Origin of the sequence: Pontibacter fetidus (assembly GCF_010119545.1) — a bacterium.
Taxonomy (GTDB): domain Bacteria; phylum Bacteroidota; class Bacteroidia; order Cytophagales; family Hymenobacteraceae; genus Pontibacter; species Pontibacter fetidus.
The window spans coordinates 89,928-110,897 of sequence record NZ_JAAEAA010000017.1; the positions used below are offsets into that span (position 1 = coordinate 89,928).

At 45.6% G+C, this 20,970-nt stretch carries 12 protein-coding genes; 8 read left to right on the forward strand and 4 right to left on the reverse strand.

All coding sequences use genetic code 11. The annotated features are described in order from the left end of the window. Nucleotides 1–4 precede the first annotated feature (4 nt). The 6 genes from GWO68_RS13585 (at nt 5) to GWO68_RS13610 (ending at nt 10,847) form a co-directional block, all read left to right on the forward strand. Nucleotides 5–745: a hypothetical protein gene (locus GWO68_RS13585; protein ID WP_317164528.1), complete on the forward strand. Its 741-nt coding sequence runs from the start codon at nt 5–7 to the stop codon at nt 743–745. Between the two features lie 106 nt (nt 746–851). Then, complete coding sequence (gene lipA / locus GWO68_RS13590; protein ID WP_235942067.1) at nt 852–1,763, forward strand: lipoyl synthase; 912 nt, start codon at nt 852–854, stop codon at nt 1,761–1,763. Between the two features lie 455 nt (nt 1,764–2,218). Beyond that, complete coding sequence (locus tag GWO68_RS13595) at nt 2,219–5,425, forward strand: ice-binding family protein (RefSeq protein ID WP_162347000.1); 3,207 nt, start codon at nt 2,219–2,221, stop codon at nt 5,423–5,425. Between the two features lie 36 nt (nt 5,426–5,461). Beyond that, a complete protein-coding gene (locus GWO68_RS13600; protein ID WP_162347001.1) occupies nt 5,462–6,397 on the forward strand; it encodes a PorP/SprF family type IX secretion system membrane protein in 936 nt (311 codons plus the stop codon). 18 nt (nt 6,398–6,415) lie between these two features. Continuing rightward, on the forward strand, nt 6,416–8,392 hold the full coding sequence (locus GWO68_RS13605) for an OmpA family protein (protein WP_162347002.1): 1,977 nt from the start codon (nt 6,416–6,418) through the stop codon (nt 8,390–8,392). Between the two features lie 160 nt (nt 8,393–8,552). Next, a complete protein-coding gene (locus GWO68_RS13610; RefSeq protein WP_162347003.1) occupies nt 8,553–10,847 on the forward strand; it encodes a TonB-dependent receptor in 2,295 nt (764 codons plus the stop codon). A 2-nt stretch (nt 10,848–10,849) separates the two neighbouring features. On the opposite strand, the gene GWO68_RS13615 is transcribed toward GWO68_RS13610, so the two are convergent. From GWO68_RS13615 to gcvP, 3 genes are all read right to left on the reverse strand, one after another. After that, the gene (locus GWO68_RS13615) at nt 10,850–11,467 is read right to left on the reverse strand and encodes a DUF4136 domain-containing protein (RefSeq protein WP_162347004.1); all 618 of its coding nucleotides are present in this window, start codon (nt 11,465–11,467) and stop codon (nt 10,850–10,852) included. A gap of 83 nt (nt 11,468–11,550) precedes the next feature. Beyond that, the gene (locus GWO68_RS13620; RefSeq protein WP_162347005.1) at nt 11,551–11,916 is read right to left on the reverse strand and encodes a hypothetical protein; all 366 of its coding nucleotides are present in this window, start codon (nt 11,914–11,916) and stop codon (nt 11,551–11,553) included. A 358-nt stretch (nt 11,917–12,274) separates the two neighbouring features. Then, the gene (gene gcvP / locus GWO68_RS13625) at nt 12,275–15,193 is read right to left on the reverse strand and encodes an aminomethyl-transferring glycine dehydrogenase (protein WP_162347006.1); all 2,919 of its coding nucleotides are present in this window, start codon (nt 15,191–15,193) and stop codon (nt 12,275–12,277) included. Nucleotides 15,194–15,464: 271 nt separating this feature from the next. Here gcvP and GWO68_RS13630 point away from each other — a divergent pair, with 271 nt between their 5' ends. Both GWO68_RS13630 and GWO68_RS13635 read left to right on the forward strand, forming a co-directional pair. Then, complete coding sequence (locus GWO68_RS13630) at nt 15,465–16,709, forward strand: NAD(P)-dependent oxidoreductase (RefSeq protein WP_162347007.1); 1,245 nt, start codon at nt 15,465–15,467, stop codon at nt 16,707–16,709. 33 nt (nt 16,710–16,742) lie between these two features. After that, a complete protein-coding gene (locus GWO68_RS13635; protein WP_162347008.1) occupies nt 16,743–20,393 on the forward strand; it encodes an ELWxxDGT repeat protein in 3,651 nt (1,216 codons plus the stop codon). Between the two features lie 334 nt (nt 20,394–20,727). Here the strand turns inward: GWO68_RS13635 and GWO68_RS17845 are convergent. Further along, nucleotides 20,728–20,970, reverse strand: a 243-nt coding sequence (locus GWO68_RS17845) for a hypothetical protein (RefSeq protein ID WP_235942068.1), incomplete at its 5' end; no start/stop codon positions are given.

Genomic DNA, 20,970 nt, shown 5'->3' on the forward strand with positions numbered 1-20,970 from the left:
CTAAGTGGTCCGATACATCGCTTTCGTGCTGACGCTCGCTTTTGCAGCTTTTGCTTTGCCGGCGCTTGCCCAATCTGAAGAAGAAGAGGCTTTTGAGAAAGAGCTGAGCTATGGTATAAACCTGAACTCGAATGGCGGGCTTATAGGCGGCGCCTTTATCCGGTCGGCTTTTACCATGAACCCTAACATGCTGCAGTTTGGCGCAGTAGAGATCGTTGAAGTAAAACACCCCCGCGAGCAACGCTTTTTCAGTGGCGAAACCGGCGATTCGTTTATAAGAGGCAAGCAAAACTATTTGTTTGTAGTGCGCCCGCACTATGGCCGCGAACTGGTGCTTTTCCGGAAAGCTGCCGAATCGGGGGTACAGGTAAATGCAATTGGCGCAGCAGGTCCGTCGCTTGGTTTCCTGGTGCCTTATTACATACGGTACAACTATGGCCAGGCCGGCACAGACACCGATACCCGCACCGAGCAGTACGAGCCCAAAACCCACACAACTATTGAAAGAATACAGGGCAACGCCGGCGTGTTTACAGGTTTAGGAGAAGCCAAGGTTAATGTTGGCGCACATATAAAGGGTGGCTTAAGCTTTGAGTATGGCCGTTATAACGAAAGCATAGCAGGTATAGAAGTGGGTGCGATGTTAGAGATTTATCCTAAAAAACTGGTTATAATACCGGAGGCAAAAAATGTGAACCGCTTTACCTCTGTTTACCTTAATATCTTCTACGGCAGCCGTAATTAAAAGCTTTCCCGAACAAATACCTGCCGGTGCGTGTTGCAAAAGAACGAGGCATAAATCTTAGCTGTATGCTAATGTCTCTTAACACATTACTTCCTATCTTTGCAGCATGGATGAACTAATATCACTTCCGGTTATACAGCCTAACACTACACCCGCTGAGCTGAGTGAAAATGGCAAGATACGTAAGCCAAACTGGCTGCGTGTAAAATTGCCTGTAGGCCAGGAATACACTAAAGTACGTAACATAGTATCTGAATATAAACTGCATACCATCTGCGAAAGCGGCAACTGCCCGAACATGGGTGAGTGCTGGGGTGCAGGTACGGCCACTTTTATGATTTTGGGTAACGTTTGTACGCGCAGCTGCTCGTTTTGCGCTGTAGCCACAGGCCGCCCGAATGAGTACGACGAAGACGAGCCACGCCGTGTAGCAGAAGCTATTCAACTGATGGGCGTAAAACATGCCGTTATCACGTCGGTTAACCGCGACGAACTGAAAGACCGTGGTGCTGCTATCTGGCACGAAACAGTACGGTTAGTAAAAGAGCTGTCGCCGGCTACCACTATAGAAACCCTTATACCAGACGTAAAAGGTACCTGGGATGCATTGATTACCATGATCTCGGCTGGCCAGGAAGTAGTGTCGCATAACATGGAAACGGTAAAAGAACTATACCGCCAGGTGCGCCCGCAGGCCAAGTATGAGCGAAGCCTGGAGCAGATAAAACGTACCAAAGAGTATGGTAAACGCACCAAAACCGGTATCATGCTGGGCCTCGGCGAAACACGCGAGCAGGTATACCAGGCCATGGATGACCTGGCTGCCAATGGTTGCGACATCCTGACGCTGGGCCAATACTTACAACCGACTAAACTACACATAGAAGTAGCAGAATTTATACACCCCGACCTGTTTGCGCACTACCGCGAAGAAGGCCTGAGCCGTGGCATAAAGTATGTTGAGTCCGGGCCATTGGTGCGTTCGTCGTACCACGCCGAGCGCCATGTGCACGTGTAGTTTTAACAAGTTAATTTCAAAGCCCTGTTGCCTGCCGGTAACAGGGCTTTTTTGTAACTATAGCTTTGGTGTGGCAAAACGCAGTCCTGCCAGACGCTTTTTTCTGTTGAACTGTTTTCTGTTTCCTCCCTTTCTGCCTAACCTGGCAACCTGGTTTTGCTGCCACATGCTGGGTTTACCTATAGCACTATAACCCATACTGTTAGATTTTGTATAGTAAAATTGCAATATATTTTTTAACTGATGTGTATGGTGTGTTATATATAACGATGTTTTTGAGTTTTCTATCAAAATATAAATTAAGTTATATATTTATTATCTTTTATATATTAACGTATAATTTTTTGAATTAAGCACAACATATTTATGTGTTTTGAGTAAATGAAATTGTTCAATATGTATAGTCACATAACTATATATAATACTCTCCGAATATTCCATTTCAAAATAACCACATGAATAAACTTCTACTGCTGATTTGTTTCATCTTTTCTGTCAGTATCACCCTAACGTATGGGCAGACACAAGATGTACTGGGCAATGCAAGTAGTTATGCAGTGCTCGCTTCCTCTCAAATCAACAACACCGGCCAAACAGGCGTTACCGGAAATGTGGGCGTAAGCCCGGGTAATACCGTCTTTGGAGAATCGGGGCTTGTTGTGAAAAATGGTAAAATAGAAAAAAACACGCCATCCGCTACCAGTGCTGCGCAAGATGCCTTAGTAGCTTATAATGCTTTATATGCCCGAACGCCTGTTAAAAACATAAACGGCAACTTCGGAGAGACTGGTTTGCCATTAGGGCCTGGTACTTATAAAGTAACAGGCGATGCCAGTTTTAAAGGTGTGCTTACGGTTGATGGCGGCGGAGACCTGAATTCCGTTTTCGTGTTTATAATAGATGGTAACCTGCTCACGGATGCTCCGGCGGCAGGCGTACTGGCTATGAATGGCGCACAACCAAGCAATATTTACTGGATCGTAACAGGTGATGTAATTCTGGGGGGCTCTACCGGTTTCCAGGGAACGATACTGGCGCACGGCAATATAACACTGGATGCGGGTGTGGTAGTTATTGGTAGAGTAATGTCGCTAACAGGCCAGGTTAACCTGACTTCTAATAACGTGTTCCTGCCAAACGTGGTAGTTACCGACTTAGGTGTTACAAAAAAAGCTGCTGAAGGAGATTATGTGGTAGGCTCAGAAGTAACCTATACTATTACAGCTTATAACAACGGACCAGGTACTGCTACCGACGTACAGGTAGAAGAGAACATCCCGGCAGGCCTTGAGTTTGTGCGCGTTGAGTCAGCCTCGCAAGGCACTTACGATGAAACTACGCATACCTGGAATGTAGGAACACTTGTGAATACAGGTACGGCTACGCTTAAACTGGTATTTAAAGTAACTGCATCCGGCGAGATCAAAAACGGAGTTGAGGTGATCAGTAAAGACCCGGATCCGAACCCAGGCGATAATACCGTAAAAGAACCGATTAATGTGCCGGTACCGGCCAATAACCTGAGCATTAGCAAAACAGCAAGTGGCGCACCTTATAAAGTAGGCGGATTGGTAACCTATACGATAGTTGCCAGCAATGCTGGTCCTAATGCAGCTACAGGAGTTATTGTAACTGATGTATTGCCAGCAGGTCTGCAATACCAGAGTCATACTACAACCAAAGGTACTTATGACCCGACAACAGGAATCTACCTGGTAGGAGATCTGGGTAAAGACGAAAGTGTAACCTTAACTATAGTTGCCAAAATAGTGGCAGCAGGTACTATCGTAAATGAGGCTACCATTACCAGCCCAACCCTTCCAGACCCCGACCCAAGCGACAATACCGACAAAGAGCGGGTTGATGTAACCTGTGATGCTCCAACCTTAACTATAGACGGTAACGGCAATGTATGCGCAGGCGAAGAAACAACTTTTAGGATAACAGAAGTATTTGGCGCTACTTATACTTATAAATTGCCAGCTGGCTTCACAGAAGTATCCAGAACTGCTACAACTATAACTATAAAAGCTGGAAACACAGGTGGAATCCTGGAAGTGAAAGTGACAGACCTGTGCGGCACCGAGTATACCGTAACCAAAACTATAGCCGTAACTACAAAGCCGGTTGTAACTACAAACGGCCCGGCGCAGGCTTGCGCTAACGCTGAAGGACTGACTTACTCCGTAACTGGTGCAGGCGAAGGCGTAACCTACGAGTGGGTTGTGACAGGCGGTATCACCCTGACCAGCCAGCCAGATGCAGCCACTGCAACTATAAACGTAGGTGCTACAGGCGGCACGATCTCGGTTAAAGTGAAGAACAGCTGCTTCGAGAGCGAGCCGGCTACTACAACTATCACTATACAGCCTGTTCCGGTTAAGCCAACACCAGTTGCAGGCACCAGCGAAGTATGCGCAGGTGATATCACACCAACTTATGAGATTGCCCCGGTAGCAGGCGCCACAGGCTATACCTGGACAGTACCAACCGGCTGGACTATCACCTCAGGACAAAACACAACCAAGATTACGGTAACCGCAGGTGCCACATCTGGTAACGTAACAGTAACTGCCGATAACGAATGCGGAAGCAGCGACGCAGCCACCTTTACAGTAGCAGCCAGCGATGTGGCGGCAGCCGCAACTATAGCTGGCAGCGCTGGAGCTTGTATCGGCACTCCGCTAACCTATAGTGTAACGCCTGTGGATGGTGCTACAGACTATAACTGGACAGTGCCACAAGGTTGGACGATTGTAAGTGGCAATCACACGCCAACTATAGAGGTAACCGTAGGCGACCAGGCAGGCGATGTAACAGTAACTATAGCAAACAAGTGTGGTACCGGAGCAACAGCAAAATTAGCGGTAACACCAACTGTAAAACCAGCTACGCCAACTATAACCGGCCCAGCAGAGGCTTGTGCAGGCAGTGCAGGTAACGTGTATAGCGTAACCGCAGTAGCAGGCGCTACCAACTATACCTGGACAGTGCCGCAAGGCTGGACCATCGAAAGCGGAAACGGCACAAACAGCATAACTGTAACTGCCGGCACAACTGGTGGCGAAGTAACCGTAATTGTAACCAACGCTTGCGGCGACAGCGATGCAGGTACGTTTACTGCAGGTATAGCAACACCACCTAGTGCCATAGGGCCGATTACAGATAACAGCACACTTTGCGACGGGCTTGCTTATAGTATAGCTGCAGTGCCGGGCGCTACAAGCTATACCTGGACTGTACCGGCAGGCTGCACCATTGCGTCTGGTCAGGGTACCAATGCTATAAAAGTAACAGCAGCGAACGGTAATGTAGCCGGCGATATTAAAGTAGTGGCCAACACAGGCAGCTGCAGCAGCCCGGAAGCAGTTATCGCACTGGATATGTCGCTGGTAGATGGTAACCTGAACTTCCCGAAAGCCTTTAGCCCTAATGGTGATGGCACCAACGACAGCTGGAAGATCGCAAACCTGGAGAAGTATACTGCTAACGATGTGATGATCTTTAACCGCTACGGTACCGAAGTATACAAGAAGAAAAACTACCAGAACGACTGGACCGGCAACGGACTGGAGCAAGGTACTTACTTCTACAAAGTGATCGTGAAACTATGCGACGGAAAAGAGCAGGCCTATACAGGTTATGTAACCATCTTCCGCTAAGCATCAGGCCAATTAAAAGGAAAAACATTTAAGAAAATGAGAATAGTTTATACCCTGCTGGCCCTGCTTATAGCCTTTTCGGCTAGCGCCCAGCAAAACCCACAGTACTCACAATACATCTTCAACAGTATGGGCATTAACCCTGCCTATACTGGCAGTAAGAATGTGCTCAACGTAAATGCCTTCCACCGCTCGCAGTGGACAGGCATTGAGGGGGCGCCAACCTCGCAGGCCTTAAGTATAGATGGCATCTCGGCCAATAACAGGCTGGGATTAGGTCTGGCCCTTACCCGCGACCAGATCGGAGCGCAATCTTCTATCTCGGCGTATGCAAACCTGGCGGTTAAGCTGCCGGTTAGCGAAACCGGGGTGTTCAGCCTGGGCCTTGCGCCCGGGTTGGTACAAACCAAGCTGGATGGCAACGAACTGGGCATCGAAGACGATCCGTCAATACCTACTAATTCGGATAGCAACATTCGCCCGGATATCAAGTTAGGAGCTTATTTCCATACGCAGCGTTTTTATGCAGGCCTTTCGGCTTCTGACCTGATGCAATACAAGGATATGGAGAACATTGAGCCGGAGCGCCATTACTACTTTACAACAGGTTATGTGCTGGATCTGGGTCCGTTTGTTAAGGTTAAGCCAAGCGTATTGCTGAAAGAGGATTTCAACGCCCCGACTGCTGTAGACCTGAATGCTTTTGTGCTACTGGCTGACAGACTTTGGTTAGGTGGCTCGTACCGCACCAGCATGAAACTGTTTAACGACACACCCGAAATGGATGGCATGAAGAACCGTACCGCCATTGCGCTGATCGGGGAACTACAGATCCATAGATCGCTTCGTCTGGGTTATGCCTACGATAAGATGCTGAACGGTCTTAGCAATTTTAACACACACGAAATCTCAGTTGGCTACTACTTCTATAAGAAGACTGATACCAAAATGCTAACCCCACAATACTTTTAACCGATAGCCTGAAAGCATATGAACTATAAATTTACACCCTTATACTTAGTTGCAGCAGCCATGCTTAGTTTTGGCACGGTAGCGCAGGCACAATCAGACCTGAAAAAGGCCAATAAGTATTTTGATAACTACGCCTACGCCCTGGCACTGGACCACTATAAAGTAGCTATAACCAAACGCGAACCAAAACCGGAAACCGTGCAGCGCATTGCCGATGCCTACCGCATGACGCGCCAGACGCACCAGGCAGAAGAATGGTATGCCAAAGCTGTGCAGTTGCCTGGCAGTAACCCCATGAACTTTTACTACTATGCAGAGGCCCTGCGCAGCAACGGGAAGTATACCGAAGCAAAAGAGCAGTACATGAAGTGGGGTGAGGCCATGCCTGAAAATGCAGAGCAGGCACAAAAGCTGATCGCAGCCACCGAGCAGGGTATAAAATGGACGCAACAGCAACCAACTGCCGAAGTAACACAGCTGACAAGTATAAGTGTGGGCAGTTATTCCGATTTCAGCCCGGCACCTTTTGGCAACGGCATCATCTTTACTTCGGACAGAGGTATTTCTGCTGATAAGCAAAATGAAGTATACGGCTGGACTGGTCGCCCGTACCTACAGCTGTTTACCGCTAAAACCGACGGACAGGGCAACTGGAGTTCTCCGGAAGCTTTGCAAGAGGTGGTAAATTCTGAATATCATAACGCGACTGCTTCTGCGGCTACTGATGGCCAGCAACTATACTTTACCAGAACGCACATGGTGCGCGAGCGCCAGAAAGGTAACCCCGACCCAACCAGCTGGGTAGAAGTGAAAGACGATAAACCGGAGCACATTAACCGCCTGGAGATATTCACAGCACAGAAAGAGAATGGGGTATGGGGCAATATTCAGCCTTTCACCTATAATAAAGTTACTGAGTATTCAGTAGGTCATCCGGCGCTGTCAGCTGACGGGCAGATCCTCTACTTTGCTTCTGATATGCCTGGCAGCCTGGGTGACACTGATATCTTTTATAGCAAACGCCAGGAAGATGGTAGCTGGGGAGTGCCGGTAAATGCAGGCGCAACTATAAACACGCCGGGTCGCGAGAGCTTTCCGTATGTAGATGCTGCCGGTAAACTATACTTTGCTTCGGATGGCCATGCAGGTATGGGCGGACTGGATATCTTCTCTGCTGAAGGCGAGCATGGCAACTGGGCCGGCGTACGCAACCTGGGCAACCCGATCAACTCTCGTAAAAACGATTATGGTATTATGTTCACAACGCCTGGCGAAACGGGGCTGCTATCATCTAACCGCGATGCCGATAACGGTACCGAAGACATCTATAGTTTTAAGATACTCAAAAAGCCGGTCGTGATCGCCATTAAGACCCTGGAGCGTAAGCAGAACGATAAAAAACGCAACATAGAAGTGCCGCTGCCACAGGTACAGGTGGTAGTGTCTCAGAAAACTATAGCTGATTCTACAGTGGTGATGTCGGATGAGAATGGCCAGTATTTTATGGATGGCTTTAAAGGCAACACCTACTCGCTGATGGGTACCAAAGCAGGTTACCTGACACAGGAAGCCATGGCACAGATACCGGAAACAGCCGGCGACACGATACAAGTGGCTTTACTGTTTGATAAAAATGAGCAGAACCGCGTGATCGTGCTGGAGAACATCTATTATGACCTGGATAAGTGGGACATAAGAGAAGATGCGGCAAAAGAGTTAGATAAACTGGTAACAGTGCTGCAGAACAACCCGGAAATTAAAATAGAAATGAGCTCGCATACGGATAGCCGCGAAAGCGTGAATTATAACCAGGCACTTTCTGAAAAACGAGCCAATGCTGCTGTAGATTACCTGGTATCGAAAGGTATAAACAGAAACCGCCTGACGGCAAAAGGCTACGGTAAAACCAAACTTGTAAATGGCTGCGGCGATAACGTAGAGTGTTCGGAAGAAGAGCACCAGCTTAACCGCAGAACCGAGTTCAAGATAAAATAAGTCAGCTCAAGTCTGATCAATAGAAAATTCTCATTAGCTTTCATAGTTTGGAAAGGCTCCGCAGTTTCTGGGGAGCTTTTTCTTTTTAATGGCAAGCTATACTTAAACTATAAACATTGTGCGCACTTGCACGTTCTGAATTGAGCTCTCTGATCATCTTATGAAAAGACTTATCCTTTTATACTTACTTATACTTGGCATTTGTCCGGCAACTATAGCACAAACTATAGTGTCAGGTATTGTAGATCATGCCCAAAAACAGGGACCTCTGAAAGGCGCTATAGTAAAGACCAACACCGGCCAAGCTACCACCACCGACGCAGATGGCAAGTATAGTTTAACAGTTCCGGCAACGGCCACTTACATCGTTATCTCGCATATTGGGTTTGTGCCTGATACGATAGCTATTGAACAAGGGCAGCAGCGTGTTACTTATTTTACACAACTGCAACCACAGCAGCATATTTTAAAAGAAGTGGAAGTGCAGGGCTACGAAACCAACCGGCCGTTACTGCAAACCGCAGGCGCTATAAGTATAATTGATAGTGACGTTATCCAAAGGTCTGATGAGAGTTCGTTGGTGAGGGCTGTAAATACGGTGCCCGGCGTAAAAATGGACGAACGGGCTCCGGCCAGTTACCGCCTTTCGATACGTGGCAGTACGCTACGCTCGCCCTACGGTATCCGGAATGTGAAGCTATACTTTAACGGCATCCCACTAACCGAAGCAAACGGCACTACGGCACTTAATTTACTGGATGCGGCAAGTATAGGAAGTATAGAGATACTGAAAGGACCAACGGCAAGTGTGTACGGGGCAGGCACTGGCGGTACCGTATTGCTGGAGCCAAAGCGTTCTAAACTGGGAGCAGAAGCTGGCGCAGGTATAAGTATAGGCTCCTATGGTCTCCGGAAGTATACAGCCAATGTTAGTACAGGCTCGGCCAAAAGCAACGTGTTGGTACAGTACGCGCATCAACAATACGACGGCTACCGCCAACAATCGGCCCTGGATAGAAAAGTGCTGCTCGTTTCGCCGGAATTTTATGTATCTGATAAGCAAACCATCACCTCGCATATCATCTACTCCGATTTATATTATGAACTACCCGGTGGCATTACCAAAGAGCAGTATGATGCTGTCCCAAGGCAGGCGCGTGGGGGTGAGTTCGGGAGTGTAAAGCAAAATGCCTCCATGAACCAGGAAAGTATAAACATCGGCCTGAAGCAGGACTATAGCTTTACAGATAACTGGAGCAACTCCACTGCTATCTATACGCTGCACCGTTTTCGCTATCATCCGTTTAACACCGACTATGAACGGAATGCGAACCAGGAGTTCGGACTGCGCAGTAGTTTTGCTTATACCACAACTATAGGAAGTATAGCCGCAAAGTATACCTTCGGTGGCGAGTTTCAGCGTGGGTTTGAGGCAGCCCGCACTTACGATAATAATAGTGGTTTGGTAGGAGCATTGCGCACCGATGATGAAGTAACAGCGAAAGCAGGTTTTGTATTTGCGCAGGCAGAACTGGAATTACCTGCAGATTTTATACTTACCACCGCACTCAGCTTAAACGATACTCAATACAAGATTACGCGATTGGCGCAGTCTCCAACTATAAACTATACCAAAGATTTCGAGGCGGTGCTTTCGCCCAGAGTTGCGCTGCTCAAAAAGTTAACGGATAAGGTATCGGCACATGCCAGTATAAGCGCCGGCTTTTCCCCTCCTACCGAAGAAGAGATTTTAACCTCTGACGGCGCTTTAAATGAAGACCTGCAGGCTGAGAAAGGAACAAACTATGAACTGGGCGTGCGCGGCTATATGTTACAAAATAAGCTAAGCTTTGATGTGGTGGGCTTTAACTTTAGATTAAATGAAACGATAGTTAGCCGGCAGGATGCATCAAGTGTAGCCGTGTTCCGGAATGTGGGAGCCACCTCACAAAAAGGGATTGAAACAGCGCTGAACTATACTATAGTTGATGCCCCGGAAGATGGGCTAAGCCTGTTTAAAGTATGGGGAAGTTATACTTACAGCCATTTCCGGTTTAAGAAGTACAGCATATTTAAAGCATCAGAGCAAAAGGAAATAGACCTGAGTGGAAACGAGTTGACAGGTGTAGCACCACATACTGCCACGGCAGGAATAGATGCAGCAACCAATCTGGGGTTATACTTTACAGCAACTATAAATTATGTAGATGCGCTTCCGCTGAACGATGAGAATACCGTTTATGCCGACAGTTACCTGGTAGTAGGCGCAAAGCTGGGGTACCGAAGAACTATAGCTGACAAGTTAGAACTGAATATTTTTGCCGGAGTAGATAACCTGACCAATCAGAAATATAGTTTAGGAAACGACCTGAATGCTTTTGGCGGCCGCTACTACCAGCCAGCCCCGGACCGTAATTATTTCGGCGGACTTGCCCTGAACTATAAGATAAAGTAGAGTTATTGTATAGTGGTTGGCACCGGTGGGTAGCGCGACATAATATTGGCAACAGCTTTATTAATATCGTAACCCCCGGATGTGGTAGGGTCTATTTCAGCGGGGTGCCAGCCGCGCCATACCAGATCGTTGGTGTTAGCGTCTATCAGGTCTATTATTAAGGTGCCGGGTGCAAGTTGCGTTACACTTTTATAATCTGGCAGCGCTGTAGTGTTATACCTGTAACGGTAGCCATACCAGTAACTATAGCCATAGCCAAAACCTGGCGCAAAATCCGTGTCAGATCCGGTAGCCTGGTTCCCCGACAGTGCAATGTCATAGGCAATCAGCAGGTCGGGGTTTTCTTCGTCGGGGCGTAATCCTTCCTTAACCAGTTCACTTTCTATAGCTTGTTTCAACTGCTGGTCCAGTAGCGGGCTATAGGCCGGGCCGTTGCCCATAGTTGGGGTAGGTAATTCTGCTTTATGCCAGGCATAGGTTTGGTAACTCCTGAAGTTTGCAGACCTGTTATAGGTACTGCTTATCTCCGGGCCTACCGTGCAGTTTGTAAGTAGTAGTAAAAGAAACCAGGGCAGTGCCTGTCGCAGAATAGATAGGGATGTTGAAGTAGCCTGGTGCATTGCGAAAGGGTTGATTGCGAATAATGTACCTATACGCATGACCCAATACAACGGCCGACTAAAAGCGGCTACTAAACTATAAATTACTTGTTCTTACGGAACCAGCTACGCTGCTTAAGAGCGCGCTCCTGAGCAATAAACGTATTCAGCTCTTCAGCCATTGTAGTTTCGGCTGCAGTAGTAACCTCTACCGAGAAAGGAGTTGCAGTTGAGATAGCGGCATCCTGCGCAGACTGTGCAAAGATAGGCAGAACTGCCACCTGAGCTTTTGCAGCTGCTGTTGCAACTATACCACCAGATGTTAACATAGCAGCACCAGATGGTGTGTGAACACCTTGTGCTAACTTTAGGGCTAAGCTGCTACCTGTTGTAGCTACTTGTGCCATCGCAGAAGTATAACTAATTACCAAAATCGTAACAAAAGCAACTAGTAATACTGATTTTTTCATATTGTTTATAGTTTTTTGACTACTCTAACGATTTAACGGTTGCAAAGTTATGGATTTTATATATACAAAAAGCTAAATGCTTGAAAAATAGTTATATGAATATGTTAGTATAATGCTAAAAAGTAGCCTATTGCATTTAAACCCACATTTTTGCTAAAAAATTTTTTTAAAAAAATTTTAAAAAAATTTAAAATGTAAGCAATTTAGGAAAGCTATTATTGGGAAAGTACACTTTTGCTACTTTTTGCAAGTATTAGTCGATGAAATACAGCCATTTGTCGATGACTTCTGAACAGTAGCTTTAAAACAAAAAAGCCTGACCGCTTGGGTCAGGCTTTTAAATGATAGGACAATTTAATTAACCAATTGCCACCATCTCATTTCCGTCTTCGTTGTACGCTTCAACAGGGGCGCAAGAGCAAACCAGGTTACGGTCGCCATACGCGCTATCGATGCGGCTAACTGTTGGCCATACTTTGTTGTCGCGTAGGTAAGCCATCGGGAACACAGCCTTCTCACGAGAGTAAGGTCTTTCCCAGTTCTCAACCAACACTACTTTCTGCGTATGCGGTGCGTTCTTTAGCACGTTGTTCTTCTGGTCAGCTTTGCCGGCTTCAATCTCACGAATTTCCTCACGAATCGAGATCATCACCTCGCAGAATCTGTCCAGTTCTTCCTGTGCTTCAGACTCAGTAGGCTCCACCATCAGCGTACCAGCAACCGGGAACGACACAGTCGGCGCATGGAAACCATAGTCCATCAAACGCTTCGCGATATCTTCTACCTCTACGCCATACTTCTTGAACTCACGGCAATCCAGGATCATCTCGTGTGCACAACGGCCATTAGTACCAACATAAAGTACAGGGTAATGCTTCTCTAAACGGGCTTTAATATAGTTCGCGTTCAGGATAGCAATCTTTGTAGCTTCTGTTAAACCATCGCCGCCCATCATGGCGATGTAAGCATAAGAAATTGGCAGGATAGAAGCAGAACCCCAAGGTGCAGCAGAGATAGCGTTGATCGCATCCTTACGGCCTAAGTCAACTACAGCATGGCCAGGCAGGAACGGAGCAAGATCTTTTACCACACCGATAGGGCCCATACCAGGACCACCACCACCGTGAGGGATACAGAACGTCTTGTGCAGGTTCAGGTGGCAAACGTCGGCACCGATGTGTGCCGGAGAAGTTAAACCTACCTGAGCGTTCATGTTGGCACCGTCCATATATACACGGCCACCGTTGTCATGTATGATCTGGCAAATCTCAATGATGCTCTCCTCATATACACCGTGTGTAGATGGGTACGTTACCATTAAGCAAGACAGCTCATTCTTATACTGCTCCGCTTTCGCACGCAGGTCAGCTACGTCAATGTTACCTTTTTCATCGCACTTAACTATAACCACTTTCATGCCGGCCATTACCGCAGATGCCGGGTTAGTACCGTGTGCAGAAGATGGGATAAGCGCAACGGTGCGGTGATGATCGCCACGTGACTCGTGGTACGCACGGATAACCATCAGACCGGCGTACTCGCCCTGCGCACCTGAGTTAGGCTGCAGCGATACCGCATCAAAACGGGTGATCTCGCAAAGCCATGCTTCCAGGTCTTTAAAGATTTGTGCGTAACCTTTTGTCTGGTTAGCAGGAGCAAAGGGGTGCAACTGACCGATCTCTGGCCATGTAACCGGGATCATCTCGGCAGTAGCGTTCAGCTTCATGGTACAAGAACCCAGGGAGATCATCGAGTGAACCAGGGAAATATCCTTGTTCTCCAGGTGCTTCATGTAGCGCAGGATCTCGTGCTCAGAGTGGTGCTTGTTGAATACTTCGTGTGTCAGATACTCACTGGTACGGATTAGCTTATCAGACCAGGTGATTTCTGTTTCTTCCGGCAGTGCATCTATAGTTAACACATCAGCAGATTTACCAGCCACTTTTGCAAAAACAGCAACTATAGCTTTTACATCTGCCAGGTTCGTGTTCTGGTGAAGCGAGATACCAATGTTGTTCTCTCCAAAGTAACGGAAGTTGATACCGGCCGCTTCAGCTTCTGTGCGGATGGCATCTCTAAGCTCAGCACTCTCAACAGCTATTTTCAATGTATCGAAATACTGTTCGTTCTGCTGCTCAAAGCCAAGTGCTTTTAAGCCTTTTTCCAGTTGTTGTGCTAAAGCGTGTGTATTTAAACCGATATACTTCAGGCGACGTGGGCCGTGGTAAACGGCATACATACCGGCAATAACAGCCAGTAATACCTGTGCCGTACAGATGTTAGAAGTCGCTTTCTCGCGACGGATGTGCTGCTCACGTGTCTGCAGGGCCATGCGGTACGCTTTGTTGCCAGCCGCATCCACAGAAATACCAATAATACGACCCGGGATCACACGCTTAAAGGCATCTTTTGTAGCAAAGTAACCTGCATGCGGACCACCAAAACCCATCGGTACGCCGAATCGCTGCGTAGTACCAACTGCGGCATCCGCGCCCATCTCGCCCGGAGAGGTTAATAAGGTAAGCGAAAGAATGTCGGCAGCAACTGCTACAAATGCTTCGTTTTCGTGTGCCTTCGCGATAAAGTCTGTATAGTCGAAAATGGCACCGTCGGCAGCAGGGTACTGCACCAGGGCACCAAATAAGGTCTCGTCAGCGAAATCTACTTCACGGTGGTCGCCTATAACCAACTCAATACCGATTGGCGTAGCACGCGAAGAAAGTATATCTATAGTTTGTGGCAATACCAGCTCCGATACAAAGAAACGGTTGGCTGCTTTGCGGGCACCTTTGCGGTTTGCATAGAACATTCCCATGGCCTCAGCGGCAGCAGTACCTTCATCTAATAAAGATGCGTTGGCAATTTCCATCCCGGTCAGGTCCATCACCATGGTCTGGTAATTGATCAGTGCTTCTAAGCGGCCTTGTGCGATCTCAGCCTGGTAAGGCGTGTAAGCGGTATACCAACCCGGATTCTCCATAATATTACGAAGTATAACCGGAGGCATGATCGTGTCATTATAGCCTAAGCCAATGTACGACTTGAAAATTTTGTTCTGCTTCGCGATCTGCGAGAACTGGTTCAGGAACTCTGTCTCTGTCAGGGCTGCTGGCAGGTCTAAAGGTCTTTTTAGGCGAATGGCGGCCGGTACGGTCTCCTCAATCAGCTGGTCCAGCGAGTTTACCCCGATGGTTTGCAGCATGTCCTGCATCTGCTCTTTGTCAGGGCCGTTGTGGCGCTCCTTAAACACGTCTGCAGGTTTGGTTTTAAATATCATAACGATGAAATATTGATTGGGAAATTGGGTTATTTTTTTTCTGGTAATAAAAGTGCACTAGGCCTTTCATGATTTTCCACAAAAGTAACAGTAATTGTTTTTATATTGAACCATGAAAGGTAAATAGTTATGCCTGTTTTCAGCGCTTTTCACTCCTTATATATAGGAGTATAAATTAGTGGCCTTACCGGCATCCGTTTCAGCAACTATAGCCGGCAAACAACTATAGTTACCAACATCAGAAACCAAAGAACAATTCAAGAACTTGCAGATGACCAGAGTTAAAGTAGGTATTATTAAGGAAGGCAAAATACCTGTAGATAAACGGGTGCCGCTAACACCTAAAAAGTGTATGGAAGCAATGCATGAGTTTTCGGATCTTGAAGTAATAGTACAGCCAAGCGAAGTAAGGTGTTTTTCAGATCAGGAGTATGTGGAGCTGGGTGTAAATCTGCAGCAGGATCTGAGCGGCTGCGACGTGCTGATGGGTGTAAAAGAAGTGCCTCTCAATCAGCTGATCCCAAATAAGACCTACTTTTTCTTTTCGCATACTATAAAAAAGCAGCCACACAACGCCAAACTGCTCCGGGCTGTACTCGACAAAAACATCACCCTGATAGATTACGAACTACTGACAGATAACGACGGCCACCGGGTGGTAGCCTTTGGCCGATACGCCGGTATAGTTGGTGCTTATAATGGCATCCTCACTTACGGCAAAAAGCATAAGATCTTCGACCTGAAACCCGCCTACCTGTGCCACGACATGGACGACATGCAGGAAGAGTTCTTTAAAGTGAAGCTGCCACCTATAAAGATTGCCGTAACCGGTGGCGGCAGGGTAGCTGGCGGAGCTATGGAGGTTTTGAATATGATGGGCATAAGAAAGGTAAGTGTGTTCGATTATCTTTATAAACAGTTTACCGAACCAGTATATGCACAGCTCCATTCCGGAGATTATAATACAAGGCCTGATGTTGAAGTATGGGACTCTCCTGACTTTTACGCCCACCCCGAACTATACCAAAGTACCTTCCGGAAATTTACCAAAGTAACCGACCTGTTAATGGCCTGCGCCTACTGGGATCCTCGCGCCCCAAAACTGTTCTCCGAAGAAGACACTCGTCAGCCTGAGTTTAAAATAGATACTATAGCCGACATTACCTGCGATGTTGATGGTTCCATTCCTACAACCAAGCGCGCCTCAACTATACCAGAGCCAGCCTACGATTACAACAAAGCAACCGGTAAGTTAGAGCCAGCCTATAGTTCAGAAAATAACATTACTATAATGGCCGTAGACAACCTGCCTTGCGAATTGCCCCGCAATGCCTCGCGCGACTTTGGCCGTAACATTATAGATTATGTGTTTCCACAATTCTTTAACAACGACGAAGGCGGTATGCTGGCACGCGCAACTATAGCCAAAGGCGGCAAACTAACCGAAAAGTATAAACACCTGCAGGAGTATGCGGATAGTGGAGCAGTTAATAAGGAGAAACAGGAGAATGTATAATAGATTTGCCTTTTAGCAACTTTAAGTCCTTATATGAAACAACTTCTACTTTTAGCCTTCCTTCTATTTATCTCCACCGCCGCCTATAGTCAAATGTCTCTTGTGGGAGATTTTAATTTAAAACAGGGTTACCATAACATGCCCGATAGGGTTAGTACATTAAAGGATCTTATGTTATTTGCTCATGCAGACACTACAGATAAAGTGGAGTTGTGGGCTTCTGATGGCACAGCAGGGGGTACTAAACAACTAACAAATTTTAATCACAGGTTACAAAAAGACGCTGATCCGGAACTCCTCACACAAGTAAATGGGAAAGTATTCTTCAAAGCGACTTCTGATGAAGGTGATAACACGTTGTGTATTACAGATGGTACTGAAGCAGGCACAAAAAAAGTTCTCAGGGCTTTTATGAAAAGTTACGGCAATGATGGTTCAGGAATTATAAACCATTTTACATCCTTTAAAAACAAACTATACTTTTCGTTTTACAAAAGTGGCTACTATTTATGGCAGTCAGATGGTTCAACTGAAGGAACCAATTCTTTAGTCGCTCTGCCATACATAAATGGACTTGCTGTGGCTGGCGACCATTTGTACATAGCCGGTACTACAGGTTCAGATATTAGCCTCTGGAAGTCTGATGGAAGTAGTAATGGTACTAAGCTTGTAAGAAGCTTTACTCCCCTTAATAAAGGGGAGATTATCCAAAGCCTAATACCGGTGGGAGAAATATTATATTTTACGACAGGTGGCGTGATTGGAGTGCCAACTAAGATGTGGAGAACTAATGGTACAGCCGAAGGTACTGTAGAAATTACTTCACATTTTGATAACCCTGATTTTAGATTTTATAGTTCTGCAGTTGTTGACGGGAAATTATTCCTGACATTAGCTAACAGCAATACTTCTTACGACCTATGGGTAATAGCAGAAAATTATAAAAAACCAGAGAAGCTTTTAAGTGCAGCCAGATCTATTAGTAAAAGCACAGGTTCATTAAAAGGAGCTCTATTTTTTGGTGCAGATGATGGAACAAACGGGCAAGAATTGTGGATTAGCGACGGCACTGTAAATGGAACAAGTGTAGTCAGAGATATTAATAATGGAAAGGAAAGTGCTAACCCCGATAATTTTACATCTTTTAACGACGACCTTTATTTTATAGCTAATAATGGTCTTACCGGGGTTGGGCTTTGGCGAATTAATGGGAGTTCCGGGTATGTATCAATCGTAAAAGACTTTAAAGAAGGAGAAGGCGGGCAACATTTAAGCAATTTATCAGCTACTGATAACTTCTTACTATTCAAGGCAAATATAACAACTGAAGATAAAGGTTTGTGGAGAACGGATGGTACAGAGGCCGGTACTGAGCGTGTAAAGAGATTAGGTTTTTGGACACTTGGGTCTAGCCCGCAGTTCTTAACTGCTTTCAAAGATGAACTATACTTTGCGGGCGACCGGGGCTATGGAAATGGTATTTTTAAATTCGGACATGATTTGAAGCCTAAGGAAGTGTTTCTAAACCCTGACTACCTGAACTATAGGATCGTTAACTTAAATAAAATAGAAGACAAACTGGTTTTTCTTACAGACAATAGATTTTCGTCAGATACAGTAAAAGCTACAAAACTATGGGTTTCTGACGGCACATCAGAAGGAACAACGTTAATAAAAGATTTTCCCAGCATCAGTTTTAGTGACTACACAATTGTCGGTAACAGAGTCCTTTTTTATGTAAATACAAAGTATAGCCCAACGAGACTAAAGCCCGAGTCAGAGTTGTGGTCATCTGACGGGACACCTGAAGGTACAACTTTGGTCAGATCCTTTTATACTACTCATGAACCTGACCTGAGATTTAAGATACTTAATGACTATGCCTATTTTATTGGAGATGATGGGGAGCATGGTGAAGAAGTATGGCGAACAGATGGAACAGTCCAAGGAACAACGTTGGTAATGGATATTAATGCTAATGTTTCTGATAGAATGTTTTACGTTATGTCAAAAGCAGGTGATTATATATACTTTAGGGAGTCAGGAAGTAAAATATGGAGAACTGATGGTATAACTACAGAGTTTCTGTTTGATATGCGTGATGTAGGGATTAGTAGTGCCATATTTGAGTTTCATGAAATAGGTAACAAATTAGCTTTTATCGCAGTTAACACTGACGGTAATACGACGCTATATGTAACAGACGGTACGATAGGCGGCACTAAAAAAGCTTATACATGCCCACCAAGTGATGGAATTAAACAAATAATTGGTGGAAGTGAAAAGTTATACTTCCAGACGGTAAACAATTGGAGTCCTCATGCAACAGTTTATGCCTTAGATGCAGTTACTATGGAACCTACATTAATTCAAAAGTTTACATCACATCCGGGCTATTATACTGTTAGTATTCTTAAAGTACTGGAGAATGTAGCTTATTATTTCCATAACGATGAGGTTTATAGAACCAACGGTACTGTGGATGGCACCAAACTGGTAATGAAACTTGATTATGCGTGGTACCCATCAATCTATGAGTATTCGCCGGGAGCTATTAAGTGGAATAATAATGTGTTTTTGCCAATATACAACACAGGAGTAGGTACAGAACTATGGCGGGATGGAAATATGAGGCCTTTCTCATCAGGTAATAAAATCAATATTGAAGCTGGCGGGACCTATACCTTTAATCAAAATGACTTCAAATATTTTGACGCAGACGGAGACGCTTTTGAGTATGCGGAGATAAATACACTGCCAAATGCCGGAACGATACTGTTAAATAATGTAGAAGTTAAAGCTGGTCAGAGAATAAATGCTTCAGATCTAGCAAACCTGTCGTACTCCCAAGCCCCCAATAGTGTGGCCCCTATACAAGCATCTATTAAATACCTTGTAAATGACGGATACAGCTATTCACAGCCGGCAACTATAACTATAACTCTTAAAGCTGATCAGAATATAACTTTCAATGAGTCAAATGTAGAAAAAGTATATCAGGATAAATTTGATCTAAAAGCTATAGCTACAAGTAATCTTCCTGTAAATTTCAGATTAATAGCCGGCCAGGATATAGCTGAGATAGCTGCAGGTAATGAAGTACTGGTAAAAGGAGTAGGTGAGTTTAGTATTGAGGCCACGCAATCGGGCGATGAGCTTTATAAACCCGCATTACCCATTATAAAAACTTACAAGGCAGTAAAAGCACAACAGGAAATTTCCTTCGAGTCACTTCCAACGGAGATTAAAATAGGAGACAAACTAAAGCTAAATGCTTCTGCTACTTCAGGTCTTCCTGTAAACTATAGTTCGTCAGATCATCAAGTGGCAACTATAGAAGGTGATGAACTGGTGATAAATGGTGTAGGTAATGTAACAATTACAGCAACACAAGGTGGTAATCAAAATTACGAGCCAGCCAACAATGTAGCACAACAACTAAGTATAGTAGTTAATAAAACTCTGGCGTTCCCTAACCCGGTAGTGAACAATGAATTTGTTATTGAAATAAAAGAGCCGGCTGAACTACAAATCGCAACTATAACTGGTATAGTCCTGCTTAAGCGAAAAATAAATGCAGGCCAAAATGTGATAACACTAAATAATGCTAGTGCTGGAACTTATATAGTAACAATAATGCAGGGTGATACACTGAAAGAGACATTCAAATTACAGAAACTATAAAAAGTCGGCTTGAAAATAAGTATAGCAACAAAAGCCCTGTCTCAATAAGCGGGGCTTTTATTTTAGGATGTACCTATAATGCTTTAAATTTTTCGCAACGCTTTGGAACTCTAGCTTAAAGATGAACTGTTACCACTTCACGCCCGGGGCAGCCGGGTAGCCGGAAAGAAGACTAAAAAAGCTGAAGCGCAGGACAAGGAAAAGGTGTTTGACAAAGCTTCAAAAATAGGTTAAAACTTTTCGATCAGTGCTTCAGGCACTTAGCCCCTGCCTGGTAAAAACTTTGGGCGTAGCTCTTGCATCCTGAAAAAGAGTGTGTACTTTTGCAACCCGTTCAGCAGGAAGGGAGAGAGGAAAAGAGGGATTTGAAGAGCATAAGCTGCAGGTGGATAAACCTCTTCTGTGGTGAGCCAGGGCTGTTTGCAGCCACCCGCCTTCGAAAAACTTTCTGAAAAAACTTTTCTTGCCCGCTTGCAAAAGCAAAAACAAAAGGTGTATCTTTGCACTCCCAACGCGGCAGCCGGCAGGGCGGGAAAAGAAGCTGAAACGCAAGCCTTTTAGCGGCGTCCTTCCGGGC